Source organism: Aminobacter sp. AP02 (assembly GCF_003148805.1).
Taxonomy (GTDB): Bacteria; Pseudomonadota; Alphaproteobacteria; order Rhizobiales; family Rhizobiaceae; genus Aminobacter.
Map to the genome: position 1 here is coordinate 230,653 of NZ_QGGX01000007.1, position 24,849 is coordinate 255,501.

28 protein-coding genes are annotated in these 24,849 nt (G+C 63.9%); 11 read left to right on the top strand and 17 right to left on the bottom strand.

The annotated features are described in order from the left end of the window. Positions 1–22: 22 nt before the first annotated feature. Entirely contained in the window at positions 23–2,470 is a 2,448-nt protein-coding gene (gene gyrB, locus C8K44_RS11515) for a DNA topoisomerase (ATP-hydrolyzing) subunit B (protein ID WP_109575926.1), read from the bottom strand. 502 nt (positions 2,471–2,972) lie between these two features. Between gyrB and C8K44_RS11520 the strand changes: the two genes are divergently transcribed. Continuing rightward, a complete protein-coding gene (locus C8K44_RS11520) occupies positions 2,973–4,874 on the top strand; it encodes a PAS domain-containing protein (protein ID WP_109575927.1) in 1,902 nt (633 codons plus the stop codon). A 62-nt stretch (positions 4,875–4,936) separates the two neighbouring features. Here the strand turns inward: C8K44_RS11520 and C8K44_RS11525 are convergent, their stop codons facing one another. Together C8K44_RS11525 and C8K44_RS11530 are read right to left on the bottom strand one after the other, a co-directional pair. Continuing rightward, positions 4,937–5,383: a response regulator gene (locus C8K44_RS11525; protein ID WP_109575928.1), complete on the bottom strand. Its 447-nt coding sequence runs from the start codon at positions 5,381–5,383 to the stop codon at positions 4,937–4,939. 136 nt (positions 5,384–5,519) lie between these two features. After that, a complete protein-coding gene (locus C8K44_RS11530; protein ID WP_109575929.1) occupies positions 5,520–6,089 on the bottom strand; it encodes an NADPH-dependent FMN reductase in 570 nt (189 codons plus the stop codon). A 182-nt stretch (positions 6,090–6,271) separates the two neighbouring features. Here C8K44_RS11530 and C8K44_RS11535 point away from each other — a divergent pair, with 182 nt between their 5' ends. Further along, the gene (locus tag C8K44_RS11535; protein ID WP_109575930.1) at positions 6,272–7,642 is read left to right on the top strand and encodes a cytochrome P450; all 1,371 of its coding nucleotides are present in this window, start codon (positions 6,272–6,274) and stop codon (positions 7,640–7,642) included. Positions 7,643–7,847: 205 nt separating this feature from the next. Then, entirely contained in the window at positions 7,848–8,132 is a 285-nt protein-coding gene (locus tag C8K44_RS11540) for an acylphosphatase (RefSeq protein WP_109575931.1), read from the top strand. A 157-nt stretch (positions 8,133–8,289) separates the two neighbouring features. Here C8K44_RS11540 and C8K44_RS11545 read toward each other — a convergent pair whose 3' ends face one another. The 4 genes from C8K44_RS11545 to C8K44_RS11560 all read right to left on the bottom strand — a co-directional run bounded on the left by C8K44_RS11545 (position 8,290) and on the right by C8K44_RS11560 (position 10,597). Next, on the bottom strand, positions 8,290–8,520 hold the full coding sequence (locus C8K44_RS11545; RefSeq protein WP_109575992.1) for a DUF3297 family protein: 231 nt from the start codon (positions 8,518–8,520) through the stop codon (positions 8,290–8,292). Positions 8,521–8,684: 164 nt separating this feature from the next. Then, complete coding sequence (locus tag C8K44_RS11550) at positions 8,685–9,056, bottom strand: YraN family protein (RefSeq protein WP_109575932.1); 372 nt, start codon at positions 9,054–9,056, stop codon at positions 8,685–8,687. Then, on the bottom strand, positions 9,049–9,948 hold the full coding sequence (rsmI, locus tag C8K44_RS11555) for a 16S rRNA (cytidine(1402)-2'-O)-methyltransferase (RefSeq protein WP_109575933.1): 900 nt from the start codon (positions 9,946–9,948) through the stop codon (positions 9,049–9,051). The genes C8K44_RS11550 and rsmI overlap by 8 nt, the downstream gene beginning before the upstream one ends. Before the next feature lie 217 nt (positions 9,949–10,165). After that, complete coding sequence (locus C8K44_RS11560; RefSeq protein WP_109575934.1) at positions 10,166–10,597, bottom strand: EamA family transporter; 432 nt, start codon at positions 10,595–10,597, stop codon at positions 10,166–10,168. 101 nt (positions 10,598–10,698) lie between these two features. On the opposite strand from C8K44_RS11560, the gene C8K44_RS11565 reads away from it, so the two are divergent. Further along, entirely contained in the window at positions 10,699–11,166 is a 468-nt protein-coding gene (locus C8K44_RS11565) for a GNAT family N-acetyltransferase (RefSeq protein ID WP_109575935.1), read from the top strand. A gap of 3 nt (positions 11,167–11,169) precedes the next feature. Here C8K44_RS11565 and hemW read toward each other — a convergent pair whose 3' ends face one another. The 4 genes from hemW to rph all read right to left on the bottom strand — a co-directional run bounded on the left by hemW (position 11,170) and on the right by rph (position 14,309). Continuing rightward, complete coding sequence (hemW, locus tag C8K44_RS11570; protein WP_109575993.1) at positions 11,170–12,324, bottom strand: radical SAM family heme chaperone HemW; 1,155 nt, start codon at positions 12,322–12,324, stop codon at positions 11,170–11,172. Positions 12,325–12,506: 182 nt separating this feature from the next. Beyond that, positions 12,507–13,154, bottom strand: a complete 648-nt coding sequence (gene rdgB / locus C8K44_RS11575) for an RdgB/HAM1 family non-canonical purine NTP pyrophosphatase (RefSeq protein WP_109575936.1) — start codon at positions 13,152–13,154, stop codon at positions 12,507–12,509. Continuing rightward, positions 13,154–13,582: a VOC family protein gene (locus C8K44_RS11580; RefSeq protein ID WP_109575937.1), complete on the bottom strand. Its 429-nt coding sequence runs from the start codon at positions 13,580–13,582 to the stop codon at positions 13,154–13,156. Before C8K44_RS11580 ends, rdgB begins: the two co-directional genes overlap by 1 nt. Positions 13,583–13,592: 10 nt before the next feature. Further along, positions 13,593–14,309, bottom strand: coding sequence for a ribonuclease PH (gene rph, locus C8K44_RS11585; RefSeq protein WP_109575938.1), 717 nt, complete (start codon positions 14,307–14,309; stop codon positions 13,593–13,595). Positions 14,310–14,459: 150 nt separating this feature from the next. On the opposite strand from rph, the gene hrcA reads away from it, so the two are divergent. Together hrcA and C8K44_RS11595 are read left to right on the top strand one after the other, a co-directional pair. Continuing rightward, on the top strand, positions 14,460–15,530 hold the full coding sequence (gene hrcA, locus C8K44_RS11590; protein WP_109575994.1) for a heat-inducible transcriptional repressor HrcA: 1,071 nt from the start codon (positions 14,460–14,462) through the stop codon (positions 15,528–15,530). 32 nt (positions 15,531–15,562) lie between these two features. After that, complete coding sequence (locus tag C8K44_RS11595; RefSeq protein WP_109575939.1) at positions 15,563–15,760, top strand: hypothetical protein; 198 nt, start codon at positions 15,563–15,565, stop codon at positions 15,758–15,760. Between the two features lie 25 nt (positions 15,761–15,785). On the opposite strand, the gene C8K44_RS11600 is transcribed toward C8K44_RS11595, so the two are convergent. Next, the gene (locus C8K44_RS11600; RefSeq protein ID WP_109575940.1) at positions 15,786–17,042 is read right to left on the bottom strand and encodes an Hsp70 family protein; all 1,257 of its coding nucleotides are present in this window, start codon (positions 17,040–17,042) and stop codon (positions 15,786–15,788) included. A 212-nt stretch (positions 17,043–17,254) separates the two neighbouring features. On the opposite strand from C8K44_RS11600, the gene C8K44_RS11605 reads away from it, so the two are divergent. Both C8K44_RS11605 and cysK read left to right on the top strand, forming a co-directional pair. Then, entirely contained in the window at positions 17,255–17,872 is a 618-nt protein-coding gene (locus tag C8K44_RS11605; protein ID WP_109575941.1) for a LysE family translocator, read from the top strand. A gap of 145 nt (positions 17,873–18,017) precedes the next feature. Then, positions 18,018–18,998: a cysteine synthase A gene (gene cysK / locus C8K44_RS11610; protein ID WP_109575942.1), complete on the top strand. Its 981-nt coding sequence runs from the start codon at positions 18,018–18,020 to the stop codon at positions 18,996–18,998. 161 nt (positions 18,999–19,159) lie between these two features. Here cysK and C8K44_RS11615 read toward each other — a convergent pair whose 3' ends face one another. After that, entirely contained in the window at positions 19,160–20,404 is a 1,245-nt protein-coding gene (locus C8K44_RS11615) for a DUF6596 domain-containing protein (protein ID WP_109575943.1), read from the bottom strand. A gap of 2 nt (positions 20,405–20,406) precedes the next feature. Further along, positions 20,407–20,757 carry a YciI family protein gene (locus tag C8K44_RS11620; protein ID WP_109575944.1) on the bottom strand — a complete coding sequence of 117 codons (351 nt, stop codon included), beginning with the start codon at positions 20,755–20,757 and terminating at the stop codon, positions 20,407–20,409. A gap of 225 nt (positions 20,758–20,982) precedes the next feature. On the opposite strand from C8K44_RS11620, the gene C8K44_RS11625 reads away from it, so the two are divergent. After that, entirely contained in the window at positions 20,983–21,603 is a 621-nt protein-coding gene (locus tag C8K44_RS11625; protein WP_109575945.1) for a glutathione S-transferase family protein, read from the top strand. Positions 21,604–21,862: 259 nt separating this feature from the next. Here C8K44_RS11625 and C8K44_RS27690 read toward each other — a convergent pair whose 3' ends face one another. Together C8K44_RS27690 and C8K44_RS11630 are read right to left on the bottom strand one after the other, a co-directional pair. Beyond that, positions 21,863–22,015 carry a hypothetical protein gene (locus tag C8K44_RS27690; RefSeq protein ID WP_199227073.1) on the bottom strand — a complete coding sequence of 51 codons (153 nt, stop codon included), beginning with the start codon at positions 22,013–22,015 and terminating at the stop codon, positions 21,863–21,865. A 276-nt stretch (positions 22,016–22,291) separates the two neighbouring features. Beyond that, a complete protein-coding gene (locus tag C8K44_RS11630) occupies positions 22,292–22,972 on the bottom strand; it encodes a winged helix-turn-helix domain-containing protein (RefSeq protein WP_109575946.1) in 681 nt (226 codons plus the stop codon). Positions 22,973–23,054: 82 nt separating this feature from the next. Here C8K44_RS11630 and C8K44_RS11635 point away from each other — a divergent pair, with 82 nt between their 5' ends. Next, complete coding sequence (locus C8K44_RS11635; protein ID WP_245417454.1) at positions 23,055–23,258, top strand: DUF1127 domain-containing protein; 204 nt, start codon at positions 23,055–23,057, stop codon at positions 23,256–23,258. A gap of 67 nt (positions 23,259–23,325) precedes the next feature. After that, complete coding sequence (locus C8K44_RS11640) at positions 23,326–23,658, top strand: NIPSNAP family protein (RefSeq protein ID WP_109575947.1); 333 nt, start codon at positions 23,326–23,328, stop codon at positions 23,656–23,658. Positions 23,659–23,753: 95 nt separating this feature from the next. Here C8K44_RS11640 and mbfA read toward each other — a convergent pair whose 3' ends face one another. Continuing rightward, positions 23,754–24,737 carry an iron exporter MbfA gene (gene mbfA, locus C8K44_RS11645; RefSeq protein ID WP_109575948.1) on the bottom strand — a complete coding sequence of 328 codons (984 nt, stop codon included), beginning with the start codon at positions 24,735–24,737 and terminating at the stop codon, positions 23,754–23,756. Between the last annotated feature and the right edge of the window lie 112 nt (positions 24,738–24,849).

Consider the following 24,849-nt stretch of genomic DNA (forward strand, 5'->3'; position numbering starts at 1 on the left):
GAAGTTTGTCCGAACGAGCGTCTTAGACGTCCAGGTTGGCGACGCTGAGCGCGTTCTCCTGGATGAAGTCGCGGCGCGGCTCGACCTCGTCGCCCATCAGGCGCGAGAACAGCGCATCGGCGTCGGTGGCATCGTTCACCTTCACTTGCAGCAGCGAACGGACATTGGGATCGAGCGTCGTCTCCCAAAGCTGCTCGGCGTTCATTTCGCCAAGGCCCTTGTAGCGCTGCATGGTCAGGCCCTTGCGGCCCGAGGAAAACACGGCGTTCAACAGGGCCAGCGGTCCTGCCAGGGTTTCCGATGTCTCCTTGCGGCGCAGCACCGGCGGTTGGGCATAAATCTCGTTGAGGCGGCCGGCATACCGGTCGAGCGCGCGGGCGTCGGCCGAATTGATCAGCGCCATGTCGAGATGAATGCTTTCCTTGACGCTGCGTAGCGTGCGCTCGAAGACATAGCCGCCCGAACCGTCATTGGAGGTGGAGATGTGGCCGGTCCAGCCGCGCTCGATGTCCTCGGAGATCAGGTCGAGGCGCTGGGCGATTGTTTCGGTCATCGCCTTGGCGCTGCCGAGATCGTTGAAGATGTCGGGGTTGAGCGCGCCGGCGATCGCCGCCTGCTCGACCACGGGGCGCGAATAGCGCGTGTGCAGGCCTTCGATCAGCGTGCGCACGCCAAGCGCGTCGGTCACCGCCGCGCGCAGGTCCTGCCCGGTGCGCACCTCGCCCGACGGCAGCGTCAGCGACGCCTCGTCAAGGCCGACATCGATCAGATACTCCTCGAAGGCGCTTTCGTCCTTGAGGTACTGCGAGCTCTTGCCGCGCGTTACCTTGTAGAGCGGCGGCTGGGCGATATAGAGGTGCCCGCGCTCGATCAGCACCGGCATCTGGCGGAAGAAGAACGTCAACAGCAGCGTACGAATGTGCGCGCCGTCGACGTCGGCGTCCGTCATGATGATGATCTTGTGGTAGCGCAGCTTGTCGGCGTTGAACTCATCCTTGCCGATCGAGGTGCCGAGCGCGGTGATCAGCGTGCCGATCATGTCCGACGACAGCATGCGGTCGAAGCGCGCGCGCTCGACGTTCAGGATCTTGCCGCGCAAGGGCAGGATCGCCTGGTTCTGCCGCGAACGCCCGCTCTTTGCCGAGCCGCCTGCCGAGTCACCCTCGACGATGAAGATTTCGGACTTGGCCGGATCGCGTTCCTGGCAGTCGGCGAGCTTGCCGGGCAGCGAGGTGATGTCGAGCACGCCCTTGCGGCGGGTCAGTTCGCGCGCCTTGCGCGCCGCCTCGCGCGCCGCTGCGGCTTCCACCACCTTGGCGATCAGCGTCTTGGCTTCGGCAGGGTGTTCCTCGAACCAGGTCCCGAGCGCTTCGTTGACCAGGCTTTCCACGACAGGGCGGACTTCCGAGGAAACCAGCTTGTCCTTGGTCTGCGACGAGAATTTGGGGTCCGGAACCTTGACCGAAAGCACCGCCGTAAGGCCCTCGCGGCTATCGTCGCCGGTGATCGAGACCTTTTCCTTCTTGGAGATGCCGGACGTTTCGGCGTAGCTGGTCACCTGGCGGGTTAGGGCACCGCGGAAGCCGGCAAGGTGTGTGCCGCCGTCGCGCTGCGGGATGTTGTTGGTGAAGGCCAGCACGTTTTCGTGGTAGCTGTCGTTCCACCACATCGCCACTTCGACGGTGATGCCGTCGCGCTCGGCACGGATGGCGATCGGCGCGCTGATCAGGGGCTTCTTGGCGCGATCGAGATATTTCACGAATTCGATCAGGCCGCCGTCATAGAGCAGTTCCTGCACCTTCACGTCGGCATGGCGCTTGTCCGAAAGCACGATGCGCACGCCCGAATTCAGGAACGCCAGCTCGCGCAGGCGATGCTCCAGCGTGTTGTAGTCGAACTCGACCATGGTGAAGGTTTCGGACGAGGGCAGGAAGGTCACTTCCGTGCCGGTCTCGTCGCCGGCCTGACCGACAACCTTCAGCGGCGCAACCGCGTTGCCGTGGTTGAAGGTCATCTCGTGGATTTCGCCCTTGCGGCGGATCCTGAGCTTCAGCCACACCGAAAGCGCGTTGACCACCGACACGCCGACGCCATGCAGGCCGCCCGAAACCTTGTAGGAATTCTGGTCGAACTTACCGCCGGCATGCAGCTGCGTCATGATGACCTCGGCGGCGGAAACGCCTTCCGAGGGGTGGATGTCGGTCGGAATGCCACGGCCGTTGTCGGTGACGGTCACGGAGCCGTCGGGATTGAGCGAAACCGTCACCAGCGTGGCGTGGCCGGCCAGCGCCTCGTCGATGGCGTTGTCGACGACTTCGTAGACCATGTGGTGCAGGCCCGAACCATCGTCGGTGTCGCCGATATACATGCCAGGGCGCTTGCGGACAGCGTCCAACCCCTTCAAAACCTTGATGGAATCTGCGCCGTACTCGGCTTGTTCGCCGGGAAGGTTCTCGGACTGGTCGCTCATGAAAAACTTTCGTCTGACTGCCGCAGGAGGACGCGGCAAAATCGGCCCCGAATCGCACGCCCGTTGGTCTCCAAGATATAGGCGTTAAGTGTGGTTTTTCCAAGTTTTACGGGCCGTTTGCGCGGAGATAACCGCCTCTCGCTACAGCGTGCCATGGCGCACAGGTCGGCTTGGCATATCCCCCCGCCGGCAGGCCGAGCCTGGCTGGCGAAAACGGCAAACAGGTCCGCTCACATGCAGCCGCGCCGACATGCCGCATGCCTCACCTTCCGGTGCGAATAGCAGTACTGGCGTTCCCCAGCGGAATGATCGGAGTTGTTGGCAGGCGGCTGGATTTATGTGACTTTCCGGTCTCTTGTGCCGCACGGGTTCGGAACGAATTCCGCTTTGGCGCATTCCTGCTGGTCAATACTATGAGCGCCGCTTCCGTTTCACGCTGCGGGGCCGATTTTTACTGGCAGACACTTGCCGCAACGGATTTGAGCCGAGAACATACGCACCCATGCCCACCACAAGACCATTGAAGGCCAGCGACAAAGTTTCAAATCCGATCGTTTCGGGCGAATTGGCGGGGCTTATCGAGGCGCTCGACTGGTCGTCGACATCGATCGGCCCTATCGCTTCCTGGCCGGCGGTGGTGCGCATGACGATCCGCATCATGCTGGCTTCGGCCATGCCGATGTGCCTGCTCATCGGCCGCAAGGGCGTGATGATCTACAACGACGCCTATCGCGATATTGCCGGCGGCCGGCACCCGGACTGCCTGGGTACGTCGGTGTTCGACAGCTGGCCCGAAGTCGCGGAGTTCAACCATGTCGTCATGGAGCGCGTCTTTTCTGGGGAGACGTTGACCTTCGAGGACCAGGAGTTGGTGCTTCTGCGCAATGGCAGGCCCGAGCGCGTCTGGCTTGAACTCGACTACAGCCCGCTGCTCGACGACGATGGCGAAGCTGTCGGCGCGCTTGCCCTCCTGTCGGAAACCACAAAGCGCGTGCGGGCGGAAAGAGCACTTGCCCGTAGCGAGGAACGCCTGTCGCTGGCGCTGGAGGCGTCGGGCATCGTTGGCACCTGGGAACTCGACGTGACCAGCAGACTGGTAACTGCTGATGCGCGTTTCGCCGAAATGTTCGGCGTCGAGGTTGCGGACGCCGAACAGGGCATTTCGGACGACACCTTCTTGCGGCGCGTCCATCCCGCCGATCGCGATTTGGTCCTGCGCAAGACGGAAGAGGCGATCGCCACCCGTGGCGGTCTTCGAACCGAGTATCGTCTCATTGATGGCGACGGCGGTATCCGCTGGGTTCTCGCAACCGGCAGGTTCTTTGGCAATGCCCTCGGCGGCAATCCGCGCCTGCCGGGCGTTGTCATCGACATCACAGAGCGCAAGGCGGTCGAGGCCGCGTTGGCGGCCAGCGAGGCCGGCTTCCGTACGCTTGCCGACACAATGCCGCAGATGGTCTGGTCGACGCGGCCCGACGGCCACCACGACTACTACAACGCCCGCTGGTACGAATTCACAGGCGTTCCACAGGGCTCGACCGATGGCGAGGCCTGGAACGGCATGTTTCATCCAGACGACCAGGACCGTGCCTGGGAGCTGTGGCGCCATTCGCTGGCGACCGGCGAGCCTTACCAGATCGAATATCGCCTGCGCCACGCCAGCGGCGAATATCGCTGGACGCTTGGCCGTGCACTGCCCATCCGCAACGAGGCCGGGGAGATCATCCGCTGGTTTGGCACCTGCACCGACATTCACGAAACCAAGCTGGTTGCGGAGGAGCGCGAGGTTGTCGCGCATGAGCTCAGCCATCGCATCAAGAACATTTTTTCCGTGCTCAACGGCATCATCAGCCTTTCGGCACGCTCGTATCCCGACATCAAGCCGCTGGCTGATGAGCTCCGGCAGCGCATCAGCGCCATGGGAAAAGCACATGATTTCGTGCGTCCGCACAGTCAGGCGTCGCGGCCGCAAGGCAATCAGTCGTCGCTGCGGGCGCTGGTTGAGCTGTTGCTCGCGCCGCATGTTGGCGAAGTGCCCGGCCGCTTCGCATTCAATGGCGACGACGCCACAATCGACGATGGTGCCGCGACCCCGCTGGCGCTGCTGTTTCATGAGCTTGCCACCAATGCGGCGAAATACGGTGCGCTGGCCGAGGCCGATGGCCGCGTGGTCATCGACGCCGCTCGCGCCGGCGATCAGTTTCACATCGTCTGGAGGGAAACGGGCGGTGCACCGGTGTCGGGTCCGCCCCCTGGCGAAGGATTCGGCAGCCGCCTGATCACGCTCAGTGTCCAGGGGCAGCTTGGCGGTAGGCTTGAGCGCCGCTGGCTCCGCGACGGCCTCGAGGTCGAGATCGTCGTGCCGGCCTGCCAGTTGGACCGCTCAACGACGCTTCGCCGCTAGTTTTGGGCGACCAAGGGCGTACGGCATAGGCCTGAGCGCCCTTGCATCATCAATTGGCTCCGTCAGGCTCTCGCCTCGAGACCGTCTTCGGGATCGTTGGAATTATCAGCCGCAAACAGCTTCAGCCGCGCTGGCGGTTCGGCGGGCAAACGGTGGCGGCGTGCAACCGCGTATCGCACCGCTTGGCGCAATTCATCGTCAATCACCGGCTTGGGTAGCACTCCGATCGTGCCGGGAACGCCGTCGCCGAGTTGCGATGGATTGGCAGTCATGAACAGGACCGTCACGCCGAATTTCTCGGCCAGAATTCTGCCCAGCAAAGGTCCGGTGGGTCCGTCCCGGAGATTGAGGTCAACGAGCGCCACTTCGGCATGCTGCGCCAAGTCGAGTGCGCTCGTCGAATCCATGGCGATGCCGACCGGACGGTGCCCGAGCTCTTCGATCATGCTTTCGATTTCGGTGGCAACGAAAATCTCGTCTTCGACAACCATGATGTTGCAGTTCGTCATGTCACTCTTACACGCGTATTCCCTGTTTCCCGGTCGTTGGCCTAACGCTGCCACCAGCGATAGGTTGCACGTGAATCCGTTGATTTCTGGCAAAGATAATGCCGTTGCCCCGGGGTTTGGCCCGGGTGGCAATCGTTCATGCAGCCCGCAGGGGCTTCAGCGCCACGCTCCAGCGGAACAGCTCGTCGAGCATTACCTTGGCGCTGTCGTCGATCAGTGCGTTCGACTTGAACTCGCCGTTCTCGTCGAGATGCTGGGTGAAGGCCGGGATCGCGATTGCCTCGGGGATCGGCATGATCTTGACGGTGGTCAGCAGCATCTTTTCCGACTGCACGGCGCGCAGGCCGGCCGAAACGCCGCCATAGCTCAGGAAGCCGGCTGGCTTGTAGTTCCATTCGCGGGAGAGATAGTCGATGGCGTTCACCAGCGCGGGCGCCGCGAAGTAGTTGTATTCGGGCGTCACGAACACGAAGGCGTCGGCGGGATTGATCGCTTCCGACCACTGCTTGGTGTGCTCGTTTTCGTATTGGCCCAGGCGCGGGTGCTTGGGTTCGTCGAAGATCGGCAGGCCGAAGGCGTCGATATCGGTGATCACGGGTTCGAACTTGCCGTGCTCGCGCGCATAGGCTTCGAGCCAGCGCGCGAAAACGGGGCCGACGCGGCCAGGCCGGGTGCTGGCGACGACGATGTTGAGCTGGTGTTTCAAGATTTTCAGTCCTTGGTGCAAGGTATACAATGGTAACTGTCGGGGACATAGTCGCCGGAACCCTCCAGTGGCAAGAAGGCACTTTCCGGTAACCCAATCACATCCGGGTTACCTCGGCATGTCGGCCGCATGGACGCCTGCATCCCCTGCGCCTACATTGCGCCTGTGAGGCAGAGCATTTGATGGATACCAGACCAGAACCCTTCGTTCCCCCGGCGCCGACACCGCGAGCCACGCCGCCCTCGACACTGGAGATGATGCGGATCGTCTACCGCAACCCGCTCGAGCTGTGGGGCGAGCCTTCCTACAACGAGCCATGGATTTCGGTCACGGGCATTGGCGGCCCCTTGGTCATCGCCAACGATCCCGGCCTCATCCGCCACGTCCTGGTCGACAATGCCAGGAACTACAAGATGGCGACGGTCCGCCAGATGATCCTGCGCCCGATCCTGCGCGATGGGCTCCTGACCGCCGAGGGCGATGTCTGGAAGCGCTCGCGCAAGGCCATGGCGCCGGTCTTCACGCCGCGCCACATCTTCGGTTTCGCCAGGCCGATGCTTGCCTGCACGCTCGACTTCGTCAAACGTTACGACGACGTCTCCGACCCGGTCGACGTCGCCCACGACATGACCATGCTGACCTACGATATTCTGGCCGAGACGCTGTTTTCGGGCGAGATTTCAGGCGAGCCGGGCAGCTTTGCCCATGAGATCGACCGTCTTTTCGAGACCATGGGCCGCGTCGACCCGTTCGACTTTTTGCGGGCGCCGGAGTGGCTGCCGCGATTGACGCGCCTGCGCGGCCGCAAGACCATGGCCTATTTCCGCAAGATCGTCACCGATACGGTGGCGATGCGCAGCGAGAAGCTCGCGCGTGACGCCGACAGCGCGCCGGAGGATTTCCTGACCCTGCTTTTGCGCGCGGAAGGCCCCGACGGGCTGTCGCGCCAGGAGATCGAAGACAACATCATCACCTTCATCGGCGCTGGCCACGAGACCACCGCACGTGCGCTCGGCTGGACCATCTACTGCCTTGCCGAGGCGACCTGGGAGCGTGACCGCGTCGAGCAGGAGATCGATGGTGTGCTTGCGCGCGAGCCCGACCCGGTCAAGTGGCTCGACGCCATGCCCTATACCCGCGCCGCCTTCGAAGAGGCGCTCCGCCTCTATCCGCCGGCGCCCTCGATCAACCGCGAGCCGATCGTCGAGGACGAATACAAGGGCTTCAAGATTCCGCGCAAGGCGCAGGTGCTGGTCATGCCCTGGACGGTGCACCGCCACCGCAAGCTCTGGGACAGGCCCGACGCCTTCATGCCCGAGCGTTTCCATCCCGAAAACCGCGACAGGATCGACCGCTACCAGTACCTGCCGTTCGGGGCTGGCCCGCGTGTCTGCATCGGCATGAGCTTCGCCATGCAGGAAGCGATCATCGCGCTCGCCATCCTGCTCTCCCGCTTCCGCCTCGACACCACCGCCGAAACCAGACCATGGCCGGTGCAGAAACTGACCACTCAGCCGCAGGGTGGCCTGCCGATGCGGGTAACGAGACGTTAGGCGGCCTCATCCTGAGCCTGTCGAAGGATGGGGCAAGCGTCCTGAGCCTGTCGAAGGATGGGGCAAGCGCCACGCCGACGCCTCCCTCCCCCTTGTGGGGAGGGATAAAGGGTGGGGGTAAATCGAGGGGCGACGACGCTTGGGGCACCCCCATCCCTAACCCCTCCCCACAAGGGGGAGGGGAATCCTCGCGGTAGGAGGCCTCATGCCAGACGACCAGAAAGCCGTTCTCGTCCGCATATCAGGCCACGTCCAAGGCGTCAGCTTCCGCGTCTGGACGCAGCGCGAGGCAAGGCGTCTCGGCCTGAATGGCTGGGTCCGCAATGAGCGCGACGGTTCCGTCACCGCCCTGATTTCAGGCCCGGAAGAAGCGGTCGCGTCGATGCTGGAAGCGTTCTGGCAGGGGCCGCCGGGCGCCGAAGTCAGGAGCATCGTACCGGAGCCGGCCGATCCGTCCGGCGTGGCCGCAGGCTTCGATATCACCGGCTGACAAGTACACGTCGGGTCGTGTTCGCGCGCATGCCGGCTGATCGTGGGGCAGCGGCCGCAATGACTGGTGCTTCCTCTCCCCGGGCAGGGGGAGAGATGGTTCGCGCAGCGAACCGGAGTGGGGGTGCTTACCGCCTACGCCTGGCGGCAAGCCGCTATCACGGCTTCGGGAACGGCTCGACAGTGCCCTTGAGCTTGATGGTGATCGGCTCGCCGTAGCGGTCCTTGGACTTGCCGGCCGGCACGCGGATCCAGCCTTCGCTGACGCAATACTCGCTCACGTCCTGGCGCTCCTTGCCGTTGAACAGGATGCCGACGCCCGCCTGCAGCGCCTCGGCGTTGAAAAACGGGCTGCGCGGGTCGTTGCTCAGGCGGTCGGGAAGGGACATGGCCATCTCCAGTAACTCAGGCGCCTTCCGGCGCGAACCTTCATTTCCCGCATCGCGAGCTTTGCGAGGCCTGTTAAGGGCATTGGCGCCGAGCGTAAAGGCCTCGCCGCATCTGCTATGCAATCAGAACCGTTTTTCGGCATGCGCGATGCGCGGGATCGAGCTCAATTCCGCCCGTAAAACGCGTTCTCGACATGCACCGGCCAGCGCCACGGCAGCACCGCCACCATGTCGAAGCGTACCGACAGCCGGCCATAGTCGGGCTGGCGGGCGAGCCATAGGTCGGCGGCGCCCTCGATGCGCCGCTCGGAGCCATGGGCCACCGCCTCCATCGCCTCAACAAGTGTTTTCCGCGCCTTCACCTCGACGATCAGCACCAGGTCGCCGCGCCGGGCGATCAGGTCGATCTCGCCGAGCTTGGTCTTGTAGCGCCGGGCAACGATGCGAAAACCCTTGAGCATCAGCGCCAATGCCGCCAGCCACTCGCCGCGATGTCCGAGGCGCTGTGCTTTCTGGCGGCCAAGGCGGTCAGTCATCCGACCCTTCGCGCAGTTCCAGCAGGCGGCGATAGAGAGCTGGCTTTTGCCCGCCGGTCATGCGCGCTGCTTCCGCTGCCGCCTTCGATGCCGGCATCTCCTTGGCCAGCGAAAGCAAGAGCTTGTCGACATCCTCGGCCGTCTCGGCCCGCTCCTCGGGCGGCGCCACGCAGATGACGATCTCGCCCTTGGGCGTGTCCGCCTCGGCATAATGCGCGGCGAGCTCAGCCAGCGTGCCGGTGCGGATTTCCTCGAACGCCTTGGTCAGTTCGCGGCCGATCGCCGCCTGCCTGATCCCGAGCACGTCGGCCATGGCCGCGAGCGTATCGGCCAGCCGGCGCGGCGATTCGAAAAAGATCAGCGTACCCGGCACGGCCTTCACTTCCTCAAGGCGCGTCCGCTTCTGGCCGTCCTTCACCGGCAGGAAGCCGGCGAAGAAAAACGCATCCGACGGCAGGCCCGAGGCGGTAAGTGCGGCAAGCACCGCCGAGGCACCGGGAATCGGCACGACGCGGATGCCGCGCTCCTGTGCCTGCCCGACAAGGCGAAAGCCGGGGTCGGAAACCAGCGGCGTTCCGGCGTCCGAAACCAGTGCCACGCTGCGGCCGTTCTCCAACGCCTCGATCAGCCGTGGCCCGGCTTCGCTGGCATTGTGCTCATGATAGGCGGTCGGCCGCTGGCGGATGCCGTAGCGGTCGAGGAGGACGCGCGTCACCCTCGTATCCTCGCAGGCGACATGGTCGGCCGCAGCCAGCGTTTCGAGCGCCCTGAGCGTGATATCACCCAGATTGCCGATCGGCGTCGCCACCAGATAGAGCGCGGGCGTCAGCGGCCGCGCCGCGATTTCGGTCTGGCCGATGACATAGACCCGCTTGTTTTCGTTGTTCTGCACGCCGCCTCTCTTTCAGCCTTTCATTGGCATGGCGCCGAAGCACATGCAAAAGGATGTGATCGCTTTTGCCTTGGCTTTGCCACAGTGCGGGAAACAAATCGCCGCCGCGGATCGGAAACACAGCGATTCGTAAACAGAGGCAATCGTACTGGCCATGTCCCATCGCTTCGACGCCTTCATCTCCCGCCTTGACGCAGCCACCAAGGCGGCACCACCCTCACGCCTTGTAGGCGACCAGCACCGCTCCCGCCGCGATCAGCGCGACGCCGAGCCAGTTCGCCGTGCTAAGTCGCTCGCCAAGGAAAATGACGCCAAACACCGCAACAAGAACGACGCTTAGCTTGTCGATCGGCGCCACCTGCGCCGCGTTTCCGAGCTTCAGCGCGCGGAAGTAGCACAGCCACGACGCTCCCGTGGCGAGCCCCGAGAGCACCAGAAACAGATAGGTCTTGCGCGAGATTTCGCCCAGCGGCTGGAACTGGCCGGTGGCGGCGATGATCGCGCCGAGCACTAGAAGGATCACCACCGTACGAATCAGCGTGGCGAAGTCGGAATTGATGTTTTCGATGCCGACCTTGGCGAAGATCGCCGTAAGTGCTGCGAAAACAGCGGAAAGTATCGCCCAGAATTGCCAGGTTTCGTAGGTCATGTCTGGCTCCGTGATTATGATCTGTTGGCCGCTGGATATTTGCTCATGCGCCTTGTACCAGTCGCCGCCTCTTCGAAAGTCCCGAATAGGCAGCAGGCACCATGACGCACAAGACGTATTCCATCTCCGATCTTCGCGACAGGCCGGAATTCGCCGCCGATGTCGCCGACCGCATCTGGAATGCGTGGTGGCGTGACGACGGCCACGAACTCGCTTTCATCAGGGGCCTTGTGGACGAGAATTTTGCCTCGACCGGCCCGCGGGCGCTCGTCGCCCATGATGGCGACAGCTTCCTCGGCACGGCGCATCTGATCGACAACGATCTTGAATCACGGCCCCAATATTCGCCGTGGGTCGCGGCGGTCTGGGTCGATGAAGCCGCCAGAAAATCCGGTATCGGCGCGGCGCTGGTGCGGGCAGGTGCCGAGGCCGCGTTCGGCCAAGGCTTCGACACCGTCTATCTCTGCGCAAAACCAGCCAAGTCTGCCTTCTACGAGCGGCTGGGCTGGCAGCGGATCGAAGAGGACGTCGAAGGCCTCAACGTGTTTTTGATGAAGCGCCCGGCCTGATCGCTACCGCGCCAGGTCGGCAACCACCGCGTCGAGCACGATCATGCCTTCGGGCGTGGCGCGCAGGCGCGAATTGCCGATCGGCGCCACCAGGCCCTCGCCCTGCAGGATCGACAGCCGCGCCGATGACAGCGACTTGCCTGACAGCACCTCGTAGCGCGCGAGGTCGATGCCCTCGACAAGCCTGAGGCCCATCAGCAGGAATTCGTCGGCCTCTTCCGAGCGGTTGAGCATCTCGCCACCGGTGATGCCGTGGCCGCGTTCCTCGACCAGTTCGGCCCAGCGTTCAGGCAACCGTTCAGCAATCGTCACCACCCGGGTGCCGTTTTCGACAAAGCGGCCATGCGCGCCAGGGCCAACGCCGACGTATTCGCCGTATCGCCAGTAGGTCAGGTTGTGGCGGCTCTCGGCGCCCGGCTTGGCGTGGTTGGAAATCTCGTAGGCTGGCAGGCCGTGCGCCGCCGTCACCTCTTGGGTGATCGCATACAGCTCCGCAGCGTGCTCGCCATCCGGAATCTCGAACTTGCCGGCGTTGTAGAGCTGGAAGAAGCGCGTGCCTTCCTCGATTGTCAGCTGGTACAGCGACAGGTGGTCGACGGCATAGCTGATCGCCTGCTCAAGCTCGGCGGCCCAGGCGTCGGGTGTCTGGCCGGGACGGGCGTAGATCAGGTCGAACGACAGGCGCGGGAAGATTTCGCGCGCGAGCCCGATGGCATGCAGCGCTTCGGGAACATTGTGGAGCCGGCCAAGAAAGCGCAGATCGGCGTCGTTCAGCGCCTGCACGCCGAGCGACACCCGGTTGACGCCGGCTGCGCGATAGCCGCGAAAGCGTTCTGCCTCCACCGACGAGGGGTTGGCCTCGAGCGTGATCTCGGCATTGCCGGCAATCGTCCAGTTGGCGGCGATCGCATCGAGTACCGCCCCCACCGTCTCGGGTTTCATCAGCGACGGAGTTCCGCCGCCCAAAAAGACGCTCGTCACCTCGCGCGGACCGGTGCGGGCGCGCATCGTCGCAAGCTCGGTGGCGAAGGCGCGGGCGAAGCGCTCCTGGTCTACCGGCTGGTGGCGGACATGGCTGTTGAAGTCGCAGTAAGGGCATTTGGCCGCGCAAAACGGCCAGTGCACATAGACGCCGAAGCCGGGCGAACGGTCGTGCATCATCGCGCGATCCTCGAAGCCTGGCGCCGCCCCTCATCCCCCTGCCGGGACCTTCTCCCCGTGAACGGGGAGAAGGAGGCTGGCCGCAGCCGCGCCGCTCTTCCTTCTCCCCGTTCACGGAGAGAAGGTGCCCGAAGGGCGGATGAGGGGCGGCGCTGGTGTTCCAAGGGCAATAACATTCCTTACGCCGAACCGAGCATGGCGCGGGCGAATTTCTGGAAGGCCCGCGCCCGGTGCGACAGGGCATCCGCCTGGCCGGGCTTCCAGCCGTGCTTTTCCTCGGCGCTCATCTCGCCGAAGGTCTTGTCGAAGCCATCGGGCAAGAACACCGGGTCGTAGCCAAAGCCCTTTTCGCCGCGCGGTGGCCACACCAGGTTGCCCTCGGCCTCGCCACGGAAATATTCGGCGTGCCCGTCCGGCCAGGCCAGGCAGATGACGGCGACGAAGCGGCCGGTTCGCTGGTCGGAAGCCTTTGCGCCGCGTTCCTGCATGGCGTCTTCGGTGCGCTGCATCGCCATGGCGAAGTCGCGCGTGCCGTCGGGTCTCTCGGCCCAGTTGGCGGTGTAGACGCCCGGTGCGCCGTCGAGCGCGTCGACGACAAGCCCGGAATCGTCCGACATAGCCGGCAGTCCCGTCGCGGTCGCCGCGGCAAGCGCCTTGATGTAGGCGTTTTCCTCAAAGGTCGTGCCGGTTTCGTCGGGCTCCGGCAGGCCGTATTCCTTGGCCGATTTGGCGGCGATGCCGAACGGCGCCATCAAGTCGGCGAATTCGCGCAGCTTGCCGGCATTGTGGCTGGCGATCACGATCTCATTTTCGGCAAGCTTGCGCATCAAAGGCCCCATATTCTCGGCTCGGCGATTTCAAGCGAATTGCCTGATGGATCGCGGAAATAGATGGAGCGGCCGCCCTTCAATTGCTTGTCGGGGGAGGGCCACTCGAAATCGGCTTCGATGGCGATGCCTTCGCCTTCGAGCCGCGTCTTCCATTGATCGACTTCTTCGGCGGTCGCCGAAAAGCACAGATGTCCCTGACCCGTCGTGCCATGTGGTGGCACCGGCAGCCTGGCATCGGGCTTCGGTGGTTGCCGAGTTGCTTCCGCGTTGAACAAGAGCAGCACGCCTCGTCCGCAGCGGAAGAACACATGCCGCCCGGGCACCTTGGCGATCCGCTCCAGCCCCATCACCTCGCCGTAGAACGCCTCGGCGGCGTCAAGGTCGGTGACATAGAGTGCGGATTCGAGGATCGCCGAGGGCCGCATGGCGAATGTCTCAGCCCACCGCCATCTTCTGCAGGTCGACCAGCCGGGTAATGCCCTTGCGGGCAAGGCTCATCAGCGACAGGAACTCTTCTTCCGAGAAAGGCAGGCCTTCGGCGGTGCCCTGGATCTCGACGATGCCGCCCTTGCCGGTCATGACGAAATTGGCGTCGGTGCCGGCCGAGGAGTCTTCGACATAGTCGAGGTCGATCACTGGCTGGCCGTCATGGATGCCGCACGAGATCGCCGCGATATGGTCTTTCAGCACCTTGTCGACGCTGACCATCTGGCGCGCTTCCATCCAGCGCAGGCAGTCGTAGAGCGCGATCCACGCGCCGGTGATCGAAGCGGTGCGAGTACCGCCGTCGGCCTGGATCACGTCGCAGTCGACGGTGATCTGGCGCTCGCCCAGCGCCTGCATGTCGACGACAGCGCGCAAGCTGCGGCCGATCAGCCGCTGGATTTCCTGCGTGCGTCCGCCCTGCTTGCCGGCCGAAGCCTCGCGGCGCATACGCTCGCCGGTCGAGCGCGGCAGCATCCCGTATTCGGCCGTCACCCAGCCCTTGCCGGAGTTGCGCATCCAGCCCGGCACCTTTTCTTCAAGGCTCGCGGTGCACAAGACATGGGTGTCGCCGAACTTCACCAGGCACGAGCCTTCGGCATGCTTGGAAACGTTGCGCTCGAAGGAGATGGCGCGCATTTCGTCGGGTTGGCGTTTGGAAGGGCGCATACGGCTACTTTCTATGGCGAAATCGGAAAATTGTTGCCGGCTTGTAGCTCCATGGCAGCACCAGCGCAAAGGAAAACCGGTTCCGCTGCTGGAGCTGTTGTGTTCGCAGCCGTGCGGTCTATATCATTTTAGACGGAGTCCATGAAGCAGATGACCAAAGCGGTACCCGATCCCACGCTGCAATCGCTCGACATGCGCTCGCGCGACATCTTCCGGCGCATCGTCGATTCCTACCTCAGGGACGGCGAGCCGGTCGGTTCGCGCAACCTGTCGCGCATGCTGCCTTCGTCGCTGTCGCCGGCAACCGTGCGCAACGTCATGAGCGACCTGGAGCATCTCGGTCTCGTCTATGCCCCGCATATCTCCGCCGGCCGCCTGCCGACCCAAAAGGGCCTGCGCTTTTTCGTCGACGCTTTCATGGAACTCGGCGACCTCTCCGACGAGGAGCGCCGCACCATCGAGGCACAGGTCAAGGCCTCGGGCGAGGGTGCTTCGCTGGAGCACATGCTGACCGAGGCGAGCCAGATGCTGTCGGGCATGTCGCGCGGCGCGGGCCTCGTGCTCGCCGCCAAGAACGAGGTCGCCCTCAAGCATATCGAGTTCATCCAGCTCGAACCGACCAAGGCTCTCGCCGTGCTGGTGTCGCAGAATGGCGATGTCGAAAACCGCGTCGTCGAACTGCCGCTCGGCGTCACCGTCTCCCAGCTTCACGAAGCGTCCAACTTCCTCAACGCCCATATCCGTGGCCGCACCCTTGCCGAGGCCCGGATCGAAATCGCCCGCATCAAGGACGAGACCAAGGCAGCCCTCGACACGCTGTCGCAGGATCTCGTCGAAAAGGGCCTTGCCGTCTGGGCTGGCGCCGAAAGCGGCCTGCCGGCACGCCTCATCGTGCGTGGCCGTGCCAATTTGCTCGAAAACGTCACCGCCCAGGCCGACATCGAACTGCTCAAGCACCTGTTCGAGGACATGGAAACCCAGGACGGGCTGATCCAGCTTCTCGACCTCGCCGAAGAAGGATCGGGCGTACGCATCTTCATCGGTTCGGAGAACCGGCTGTTTTCGCTGTCGGGCTCATCTCTGGTCGTCGCGCCCTATCGCGACAAGGACGCCCGCGTCGTCGGCGCGCTCGGCGTCATCGGCCCGACGCGGCTCAACTACGCCCGCATCGTGCCGATGGTCGACTATACGGCGCAGTTGATCTCGCGCATGCTCAGGTGAGATAGTCGGCTGCCCTTACCCAGGAGGAAGCAATGGCATTCGAACAGATCAAGGCCGAGATTGCGGTCCTCTTGCAGGAGATGGTCAACCAGCCCGAAGACGAGCACGAACTGCACGAGCGCCTGCGCGAGAAGCTGGCCGAATTGCGGGCGCAAGGCTTGCCCGTGCCCGCCGACCTCGTCGAACTGGAAAAGCGTCTCGACGAGGATTTCTACAAGGCAGGCGCCTGAGACCTACAGCGCCGTTGCACTTCGATTAGCCGAACTTCCGCTGCGCATCGAGCGCAAGGCCCAGGCCCACGCTGCCGAAGGCGTCGCCCTGGACGATGTTGGCGCCCGGCACCAGCGCCAGGATGCTCTGGCGCGCCAGCGGGATGGCGGTCGAGCCACCGGTCAAGAACACCGCGGTGATGTCTTCAGCGCGCACCTGCGCTTCTTCGAGCGTATCGGCGACCGTCGCGGTCACGCGATCGACCGCGCTGCGAATGGTGTCTTCCAGCCCTTGCCTGGTCAGTGATGCATCAAAGCGCGCGCCCGGCAGCGCAACCTCGATCGTTGCTTCGTCGGCGTCGGTCAGTTCGATCTTGGCCTTTTCGACCTTGGTCGCCAAGGCATGGCCGAAACGCTGGTCGACGACCTCGATCAGCCTGTCGATCAGGTCGGGGCGCTCAGCCTCGAAGCGGATCTGGCGCAGGTCGAGCTTGGCCTTGGGCGTGTAGAGCAGGTTGATGCGCTGCCAGGTCGCGAGATCGATGAAATAACCCGCCGGCAGGTTGCGCTTGCCGTCCTTGGTCGGCGTGAGATAGCCGAGCTCGGGCATGACATGGGCAATGCTCAGCAGGCGGTCGAAATCTGTACCGCCGATATGGACGCCGCGATTGGCCAGGATGTCGGCCTTGCGGTCGCTGGAGGCAGCCCGTTTGGGCGAGACGCGGACGATGGAAAAGTCCGACGTGCCGCCGCCCATGTCGACGATCAGCGCCAGTTCTTCGCGCGTCACCGTGCACTCGTAGTCGAGTGCGGCGGCGATCGGCTCGAACTGGAAGTCTATGTGCTTGAAGCCTTGGGCGCGGGCAGCCTTCTCAAGCTCGCTCTGGGCTGCCGCGTCGGCCTCGGGATTGTCGTCGACGAACTGCACCGGGCGGCCGAGCACGACGTTTTCGACCGGCTCGCCGACATGGCCTTCGAGCCGATCCTTGAGGTGGCCGACAAACATGCCGATGATGTCGGTGAAGGCGATCTGGCGTGCCTTGATGCGGGTCTTTTCATGCACCAGCGAGGAGCCGAGCACGCTTTTCAGTGCGCGCATCAGGCGGCCTTCCGCACCGTCGGTGTATTCGCCGATGGCGCGGCGGCCAAGGGCGGTCTGGTTGTCTTCGAAGTTGAAGAAGATGGCCGACGGCAGCGTGACGTTTTCACCCTCGAGCGCAACGAGGCGCGGCCGGCCGTTCTCGATAACGCCGACGGTCGAATTGGAGGTGCCGAAGTCTATGCCGCCGAAAGCCGGTCGCATCGCCTAGTCCTGAATTTTCTGCATGAACGTGCCGCCCTCATGCTCTCGCGGGGCCGCAATGGGACAGTGCGCCTACACGACGGGGCGGCGAATGTCGATGACTTCAAGGTATTTTCCGGGAAAATGTGATCGCTGGCCCAACCCACGCGACATTCCCAGGATACCGCTTTCATGCCATATCAGCGCTGTCCAACCGGCTCCGAGCAACTCCCATGACCCTGACAGGATTCCTTGCCTATAGCGGCGCACTCGCGGTGGCTGCCGCCATTCCCGGCCCGGGCGTCACGGCACTCGTGGCGCGCGCGCTCGGCTCGGGTTTCCGCTCGTCGCTTGCCATGTCGCTTGGACTTGTGGTCGGCGACCTCACCTATCTCACCGCCGTCGTGCTTGGCTTGGCTTTCGTCGCCCAGTCCTTCGGCATGGTGTTTCTGGCGATCAAGTGGCTCGGCGTTGCCTATCTTGCCTGGCTCGCCTGGAATTTCTGGACCAGCGGCATCACGCCCGAGACGGTCGAGGCGAAGAACGGCAGGGGCGGGTTGTTTTCGAGCTTCCTCGCCGGGCTGACCGTGACCTTGGGCAATCCCAAGACGATGATCTTCTACCTGGCGATCACGCCGACGGTCGTTGACCTGCATTCGCTGACGCTTGCCGACTATGGCATTCTCGTTGCCATCACCATCGCCGTTTTGATGATCGTGCTCGTACCGTATCTGCTGCTTGCGTCCAAGGCACGCTGGTTCCTCAAGACGCCGCGCGCGCTCAAGCTGCTCAACCGCACTGCCGCCGGGTTCATGGTGGGTGCGGCGGCTGCGATCGCTGTTCGTCAGTAGCGATACTGTCTGGAATTTCATTCCCTTGGATTGGTGTTCACGGAAACATGTTTCCGTGAATTGCCCCTAATCAGCACGACGTCCACTCGGAATTTGCCCTGCGACACCCTATCTTCGTCGCACAAAATCTCAGGGAGCGAAATCGATGAACAAGCCCGTTACCTCCACGCGCGTGCCCGGTCGTGGTCGCGTCTATGGCTCGATCACCGAGACCATCGGCGATACGCCCCTGGTGCGGCTCGACAAGTTCGCCAAGGAAAAAGGCGTGGTGGCGAACCTCATCGCCAAGCTCGAATTCTTCAACCCCATCGCCAGCGTCAAGGACCGCATCGGCGTCGCGATGATCGAAGCACTTGAGGCTGACGGCCGCATCGTGCCGGGCAAGAGCACGCTGATCGAGCCGACATCGGGCAATACCGGCATCGCGCTCGCCTTCGCCGCCGCCGCCAAGGGCTACAAGCTGATCCTGACCATGCCCGAGACGATGTCGATCGAGCGCCGCAAGATGCTGGCGCTGCTCGGTGCCGAACTGGTGCTGACCGAAGGCGCCAAGGGCATGAAGGGCGCTATCGCCAAGGCCGAGGAGCTGGTGCAGACCATTCCCGATGCGATCATCCCGCAGCAGTTCGAAAACCCTGCCAACCCCGAGATCCACCGCGAAACCACCGCCGAGGAAATCTGGAACGACACCCAAGGCTCGATCGACATCTTCGTTGCCGGCATCGGCACCGGTGGTACCATCACCGGCGTCGGCCAGGTCATCAAGAAGCGCAAGCCTTCGCTGCACGTCGTGGCTGTCGAGCCCGAAGGCTCGCCGGTTCTGTCGGGTGGCCAGCCCGGACCGCACAAGATCCAGGGCATAGGCGCCGGTTTCGCGCCCAAGGTGCTGGACACGACCATCTATGACGAGATCGTCAAGGTCTCCAACGAGGACGCGGTCGCCAATGCCCGCCTCGTCGCCCGCCTCGAAGGCGTGCCGGTCGGCATCTCCTCGGGTGCCGCCCTTCAAGCCGCCGTCATCGTCGGCTCGCGCCCGGAAAACGCCGGCAAGAACATCGTCGTCATCATCCCGTCCTTTGCCGAACGTTATCTTTCGACGGTGCTGTTCGAAGGCCTGGGGAACTAAGCAATACTGCCCCTCAGCCTTACGCTCTCCCCGTTAAGAACCGGGAGAGGGGGTGTCGACGATTCCGCTTGTCCCTTCTCCCCGTCATTACGGGGAGAAGGTGCCGGCAGGCGGATGAGGGGCAGCGCAACCTGTGGCCGGGTTTCTGATTCTTCATCCGCTCACCGACCATCGAGGTCCGCCCGTTTTCGCTTGAGGAAAGCGCGTACAGCGTGGTCGGTCTCGAGGCCTATGGCGAGCGCATACGCCTTGTCGGCCTCTTCTGACATACCGAGGAGCGACAGAAGTTCAGCCCGCGCCGCCCAATAAGGCTGATACTGGTCGAGCCTCGCATCGCCGATGGCGTCGAGCATGGCGAGGCCTTCGACGGGCTCGCCCGCATATGCCACCGCGACCGCATGGTTGACGGCGACAACGGGCGAGGTCGAGATCGTCATCAGGCCGGCATAAAGCGTGGCGATTGCCGCCCAGTCGGTGGTGCCGGCAAAGCGCCGCGCCGCGTGAGCCGACTGGATCGCCCCTTCGATCTGGTAGCGGTCGATCGTGCCGAATGCGCCCGCCCGCACCAGCAGCGCGTCGGCCTCGGCAAGCAAGCTGGCGTCCCATGAAAGCGTATCCTGTTCGCTGAGCGGCACGAACGCGCCTTCACCGTTGCGGCGGGCGGGGCGGCGCGCCTCGGCATGCAGCATCAGCGACAGCAGCCCCAGTGCCTCCGGCTCGCCTGGCATCAGCTGAACCACCAGCCTGCCGAGCCAAATGGCTTCCGAGGCCAGGTTGCGGTGGCGGGATTCGGCGCCGCTGGCATCGGCCCAGCCCTCGGAGAAGGCGGCATAGATCGCCTCCAGAACGGCGGCGAGCCTTTCGCCGAGCTCCGCCGTTTCGGGGATGCGGAACGGCACGCCGGCCTGTTTGATGCGCGATTTCGCCCGCACCAGGCGCTGGCTCATGGTCGACGGTGAAACCAGGAAGGCCGAGGCAATGGTCGCCGCGTCGAAGCCGAGGACGGTCTGCAGGATCAGCGGCGCCCGCACGCCGGCTTCGATCGCTGGATGGGCGCAGGCAAAGATCAGGCCGAGCCGGTCATCGGGAAACTTCTCGCGCGCCATCTCCTGTTCCAGTTCTTCGCCGATCAGGCGCAGATGGGCCTGGCCTGCTTCGCCGGTCATTCGCCGCCGCTGCTGGTCGATCGAGCGCCGCCGCGCCACCGTCAGAAGCCAGGCCTCGGGATGGTCCGGCACGCCCGTCTGCGGCCATCTGGCCAGCGCTGCGGCAAAGGCATCGGCGAGCGCGTCCTCGGCACCCGCGACGTCGCGGGTGCGCGACGCCACATAGGCGACGAGCCTGCCATAACTTTGCCGGGCAGCGGCTTCCGCCGCCGCCCGTGCCTGTTCGGCCCCAGCGGTCATGCCTAGCGTGTCGGCCAGATGGGCCGTACCTCGACGGTGCCAAAGCTGGCGCTCGGGCAACGTGCCGCCCAGCCGATGGCTGCGTCGAGATCGGGCGCCTCGATGATGTAGAAGCCGCCGAGCTGCTCCTTGGTGGCGGCGAAGGGGCCGTCGAGTACCTCGGTCTTGTCGTTGCGCACGCGCACCACGGTTGCTGCGGACGCCCCGCGAAGGCGTTCGCCTGACACCATTGCGCCGGCTTTGATCAATGCCTCGTTGTAGGCCATGTAGGGCGCCGACATCTTCTCCTGTTCATCATGGCTTGCCGTCACGAACGGAGTGTCATCGTGGTGGAGTAGAAGCATGTACTGCATTGTCGTCTCCTGTTGGTTCCGAGCCGCATCGTCGCGGCCAAACGGAAGTCGGCTGAGAATGGCCTAATTCGACAGGCCAGCAGGTTTTTTTGGTGGGCGAGCCTAGCACAAGGAATTGGCTTGCTGGACCGGCGAAAAATCACCGCTGGCGAGTGCTCACGCGGCTTGAGCAGCGCCTAGCCACCATGTCATATCCGCCGCTGGGGATCCGGCTGGGGGACGAGAATGTACAGGCTTTATACGCGCGCCGGCAGCGGCGGCTTTGTCGTTGAGGCGGCGTTCGAACTGGCGGGTGTGCCATACGAGCGCATCGAGGTCGTCAAGGGTGTCGAGCCCGATCCGGAATTCCGCAAGATCAGCCCGCTGGGCCAGGTGCCGGCGCTGGTTTTGCCGGACGGTCATGCGATGACCGAGTCGGCGGCCATGTGCCAGCTGCTCGCCGAGCGCCATCCATATGCGCGCCTCTCACCGGCAGCCGAGGCTCCAGCGCGCGCCCACTTCCTGCGCTGGCTCACATTCATGTCGTCTGTGATGTATCCGGCAATCCTGCGCTACTACTACGCGCAGCGCTACACGGCGGATCCGCAAGGCGTCGAAGCGGTGAAAGTCGCAGCCGTCTGCGAGTTCGAAAGAGGCCTTGGCATCCTCGATGCCACGCTCGAGGGTCGCGATTGGCTCGCCGGCGAGCGCATGTCGGTCGCCGACGTCTACCTGCTGATGCTTGCCCACTGGCACCCCGAGGCCGGCAAGCTCGCTGCGGCCTGGCCGAATATCGAACGTGCCTGCGCGGCGCTGCGAGAGCACACTGTGCTCAAGCAGCTTAACGCCAGCCATGAGATGTGGTGAGCCCGGAGCCGCACTCCAGGGCTTGGCAAGTCAGCTTTTCAATGATGCGGCCGGGTTTGAGCTCCCGGCAGGCTGGGCCGCGGCTTAGAGCACGATCCCGAAAAGTGGAAACCGGTTTTCAGCCCCATCCCATCGGGATGGAATAGGCTCTAAAGCCGGGTAGAAACGATCGCCCGGCGTTCGCCGCGCAATGTCGTTGAGCGGTGGTCGCTGGTCGGGCGGGCAATGCGGCTTTCGTGACGTCCGGTAACGGTCATGATCAGTGGAACGTCACGCGTGCCTGGAGCGTGTTGGAGCGGCGCGCGCAGGCCGGTCCCGGACCGCGCATGTAGTGGCGCTCGGGGCGATAGGTCGGAGCGATGAACTCGCGAAACGCCACAGCGGCGTGAGTGAGGTGGTTCCAGATAGCCATTGTTCTTATCCCTGTCCTTTCGGGGCTCGTCCCGAACGTGGAAGTGATGATAGCCGGCGGATGTGAATCTTCGGTGAACGCGATGTTAATCTTCGTGTGAAAATGCGCCCGATCGCGGCTGAATTGCGTTCTTTTCTAGGCATTTAGGCCTGATCGGGCGGCATTGGTTAAGATGTGGCTTTTAGGCCACGAATGTATCCGCAAATTGCCGTGCCGCTATCCACAGGTTTCAGGCGCGGTTGCATCGAGCCAGCCCGCCGGCAATGGATTTTGCGGTCAGGCCAGGAAGAGTTTTTCGAACGCCTTGCGTCCGGGCGGGGTGAACTCGACGACCCTGCTGCCGGCTGGCCGGCGCGCCCATTTTTCGGCGATGATCTTGTCGAGGATCGCCGTGCCAAGCGATCCCGCGAGATGGGCGCGGCGAACGCTCCAGTCGAGACAAGCCCGGCACATCGGCCGGCGCGAATTGCCGAGCCCGGACGTGTCGATACCGACACCCGCAAAGAAGCTTGGTCCGGCCGGCCCTAGCCGAAGGGTTTCGTCGTCGCGCACGATGATTTCTTCGGCGACAAAGCGGTCGAACATCGCCACTGCGTGCTCGCCGGCGAGATGGTCGTAGCAGACGCGGGCCTCGCGCATCGACTTGTCGCGCGGCCCTGGCCGGGCGCGTTGCGGACCGGAATGGGCGGCCACGCCGCTGATGGCCTCGATCATCGCAGCCACTTCCGTGCCGGCAAGCGCGTAGTAGCGATGCCGGCCCTGGCTCGCCACTGTCAAGAGTTTGCCGTCCATCAGCTTGGCGAGATGCGAACTTGCCGTCGGCAGGCTGACGCCGGCTTCCAGTGCGAGTTCGCTTGCCGTCAGCGCTCCGCCATCCATCAGCGCGGTCAGCATGTTTGCGCGCGCCGGGTCGCCGACCAGGCTGGCGATGCGGGCGATATCGGGACCTTCCTTCATGGCGCTACCTCCATGGTTCGATGCTAGTCGAAGCATACTCGTCAGGCAATGCGTATTCTCCGAGCAGAGAAAGGATCTCGCCATGACGATGAAAACCGAACTTGCAGCGACGCCGAAACGTCTGGGCCTTGGCGCGATTGGCCGCGTGCTCGGCTTCTTCGCGCGCGGCTACGATCGCTATTTGCAACGGCTCGACCTTTCCGAACTGACCGACGAACAGCTGGACGACATTGGTCTGGTCCGTCGCGACGTCGAGCGCGAGAGCGCAAAACCCTTCTGGCGCTAGCCTCCCATACGATTTCGGCCGGACGCTTCGATGCGGGACGAACTATTGCCAACCGACGGAGACCAAAATGACCATCACCTGTTTCATCCGCTACGAGATCGACCCTTTCGGCAAGGCGGCATTCGAGCAATATGCCCGTAACTGGGGACAGGCGATCCCGCGCTGCGGTGCTGACCTGATCGGCTATTTCGCCCCGCACGAGGGCTCGGCCACGACCGCCTACGGCGTCTACGGCATTGAAAATCTGGCTGCCTACGAGGCCTATCGCGCACGGCTTGCGGCCGACCCGCTCGGACGTGAGAATTATGAGTTCGCCAGGCGCGAAAAATTCATCCTGAAGGAGGACCGCATCTTCCTCAAGCTGGCGTCGGGCCCGCATGCCCAGCGCATCATTCCATGATCGCAGTCATCCCGCCGAAGCGCGCTGCGGGTGCACGGTAGGATCTCTTGGCAATTGCTCCGCCGGACGGTCCGGCGGAGCAGAGCACGTATTTCTCAGGCGTTGCCGATCAGTACGCCTGCCGCAAACACCAGTGCGCCGCCAAGCACCACCTGGAAGGCGGCGCGCAGGAACGGCGTCTGCATGTAGCGGTTCTGGATATAGGCGATGATCCAGAGCTCGAAGAACACGACGACCGCGGCAACTGTGGTCGCGGTCCAGAAATGCGGGATCAGGTAGGGCAGGGCATGGCCAAGCCCGCCCAGCGTCGTCATGAGGCCCGTGGTGATGCCGCGCTTGACCGGTGAGCCGCGCCCCGACAACTTGCCGTCGTCCGAAGCGACCTCGGTGAAACCCATCGAGATTCCGGCGCCGATCGAGGCGGCAAGGCCGACGAGAAAGGTCTGCCAGGTGTCGTGCGTGGCGAAAGCCGCCGCGAAGATCGGCGCCAGCGTCGACACCGACCCGTCCATCAGCCCGGCCAGCCCCGGTTGCACATAGGTCAGGATGAACTGGCGCCGCTCGGCCGCCGTCTCCTTTTCGCTGACATGCTCGGGCACGTGTTCCTGTTCAAGCTTCTGGGCGAGCGACTCATGGCTCTGTTCGGCAACGGCCAGGTCGTCCAGCAGCTTCCGGGTCGATGCATCGGACGTGCGCTTGGCCGCCTCGACATAGAAGCGGTAAGCCTGCCGCTCCATCTGCTCGGCCTGCTCACGCACCTTGTCGATGCCGAGCGGCCGCACCAGCCAGTCCGGCTTGCGCTCGTAATAGCCGCGCACATGCTCGCGCCTGATCAGCGGGATGCGTTCTCCGAAGCGCTTTCGATGCTGCTCGATGAGCTGGTCGCGATGACCGTCCTCCTCCTCGGCCATGCCGTCGAACACCTTGGCCGACTGCGGAAACTCGTCGCGCAGCCCGTCCGCATAGGCTCGGTAGATACGGCCGTCGTCCTCCTCCGACGAGATGGCGAGCGCCAGGATCTCTTGTTCGGAAAGGGAATCGAAGGCGCGGCGGCCAAAGCCGAAGACACGGGATAACATGAGAAAATTCCCTCAGTTTAGAATGATTCTAAACTAGGTTGTCAGCGCTTGCAGGTCAATGCGCGTGCCGGCTTGTGACTTTTTTGCCGCATCGTTTTGTGTCCGCGACACA

Bases quoted from the DNA above. Each gene is read 5' to 3' on its own strand.
- C8K44_RS11535 (WP_109575930.1), top strand. From the start codon at position 6,272: ATGGATACCAGACCAGAACCCTTCGTTCCCCCGGCGCCGACACCGCGA.
- C8K44_RS11595 (WP_109575939.1), top strand. From the start codon at position 15,563: ATGGCATTCGAACAGATCAAGGCCGAGATTGCGGTCCTCTTGCAGGAG.
- hrcA (WP_109575994.1), top strand. From the start codon at position 14,460: ATGACCAAAGCGGTACCCGATCCCACGCTGCAATCGCTCGACATGCGC.
- C8K44_RS11600 (WP_109575940.1), bottom strand. From the start codon at position 17,042: ATGCGACCGGCTTTCGGCGGCATAGACTTCGGCACCTCCAATTCGACC.
- gyrB (WP_109575926.1), bottom strand. From the start codon at position 2,470: ATGAGCGACCAGTCCGAGAACCTTCCCGGCGAACAAGCCGAGTACGGC.
- C8K44_RS11545 (WP_109575992.1), bottom strand. From the start codon at position 8,520: ATGTCCCTTCCCGACCGCCTGAGCAACGACCCGCGCAGCCCGTTTTTC.
- C8K44_RS11640 (WP_109575947.1), top strand. From the start codon at position 23,326: ATGACCATCACCTGTTTCATCCGCTACGAGATCGACCCTTTCGGCAAG.
- C8K44_RS11560 (WP_109575934.1), bottom strand. From the start codon at position 10,597: ATGACCTACGAAACCTGGCAATTCTGGGCGATACTTTCCGCTGTTTTC.
- hemW (WP_109575993.1), bottom strand. From the start codon at position 12,324: ATGCACGACCGTTCGCCCGGCTTCGGCGTCTATGTGCACTGGCCGTTT.
- C8K44_RS11520 (WP_109575927.1), top strand. From the start codon at position 2,973: ATGCCCACCACAAGACCATTGAAGGCCAGCGACAAAGTTTCAAATCCG.
- mbfA (WP_109575948.1), bottom strand. From the start codon at position 24,737: ATGTTATCCCGTGTCTTCGGCTTTGGCCGCCGCGCCTTCGATTCCCTT.
- C8K44_RS11630 (WP_109575946.1), bottom strand. From the start codon at position 22,972: ATGAAGGAAGGTCCCGATATCGCCCGCATCGCCAGCCTGGTCGGCGAC.
- cysK (WP_109575942.1), top strand. From the start codon at position 18,018: ATGAACAAGCCCGTTACCTCCACGCGCGTGCCCGGTCGTGGTCGCGTC.
- C8K44_RS11580 (WP_109575937.1), bottom strand. From the start codon at position 13,582: ATGCGGCCCTCGGCGATCCTCGAATCCGCACTCTATGTCACCGACCTT.
- rph (WP_109575938.1), bottom strand. From the start codon at position 14,309: ATGCGCCCTTCCAAACGCCAACCCGACGAAATGCGCGCCATCTCCTTC.
- C8K44_RS27690 (WP_199227073.1), bottom strand. From the start codon at position 22,015: ATGGCTATCTGGAACCACCTCACTCACGCCGCTGTGGCGTTTCGCGAG.
- C8K44_RS11635 (WP_245417454.1), top strand. From the start codon at position 23,055: ATGACGATGAAAACCGAACTTGCAGCGACGCCGAAACGTCTGGGCCTT.
- C8K44_RS11565 (WP_109575935.1), top strand. From the start codon at position 10,699: ATGACGCACAAGACGTATTCCATCTCCGATCTTCGCGACAGGCCGGAA.
- rdgB (WP_109575936.1), bottom strand. From the start codon at position 13,154: ATGCGCAAGCTTGCCGAAAATGAGATCGTGATCGCCAGCCACAATGCC.
- C8K44_RS11540 (WP_109575931.1), top strand. From the start codon at position 7,848: ATGCCAGACGACCAGAAAGCCGTTCTCGTCCGCATATCAGGCCACGTC.
- C8K44_RS11550 (WP_109575932.1), bottom strand. From the start codon at position 9,056: ATGACTGACCGCCTTGGCCGCCAGAAAGCACAGCGCCTCGGACATCGC.
- C8K44_RS11615 (WP_109575943.1), bottom strand. From the start codon at position 20,404: ATGACCGCTGGGGCCGAACAGGCACGGGCGGCGGCGGAAGCCGCTGCC.
- C8K44_RS11625 (WP_109575945.1), top strand. From the start codon at position 20,983: ATGTACAGGCTTTATACGCGCGCCGGCAGCGGCGGCTTTGTCGTTGAG.
- C8K44_RS11525 (WP_109575928.1), bottom strand. From the start codon at position 5,383: ATGACGAACTGCAACATCATGGTTGTCGAAGACGAGATTTTCGTTGCC.
- C8K44_RS11605 (WP_109575941.1), top strand. From the start codon at position 17,255: ATGACCCTGACAGGATTCCTTGCCTATAGCGGCGCACTCGCGGTGGCT.
- C8K44_RS11620 (WP_109575944.1), bottom strand. From the start codon at position 20,757: ATGCAGTACATGCTTCTACTCCACCACGATGACACTCCGTTCGTGACG.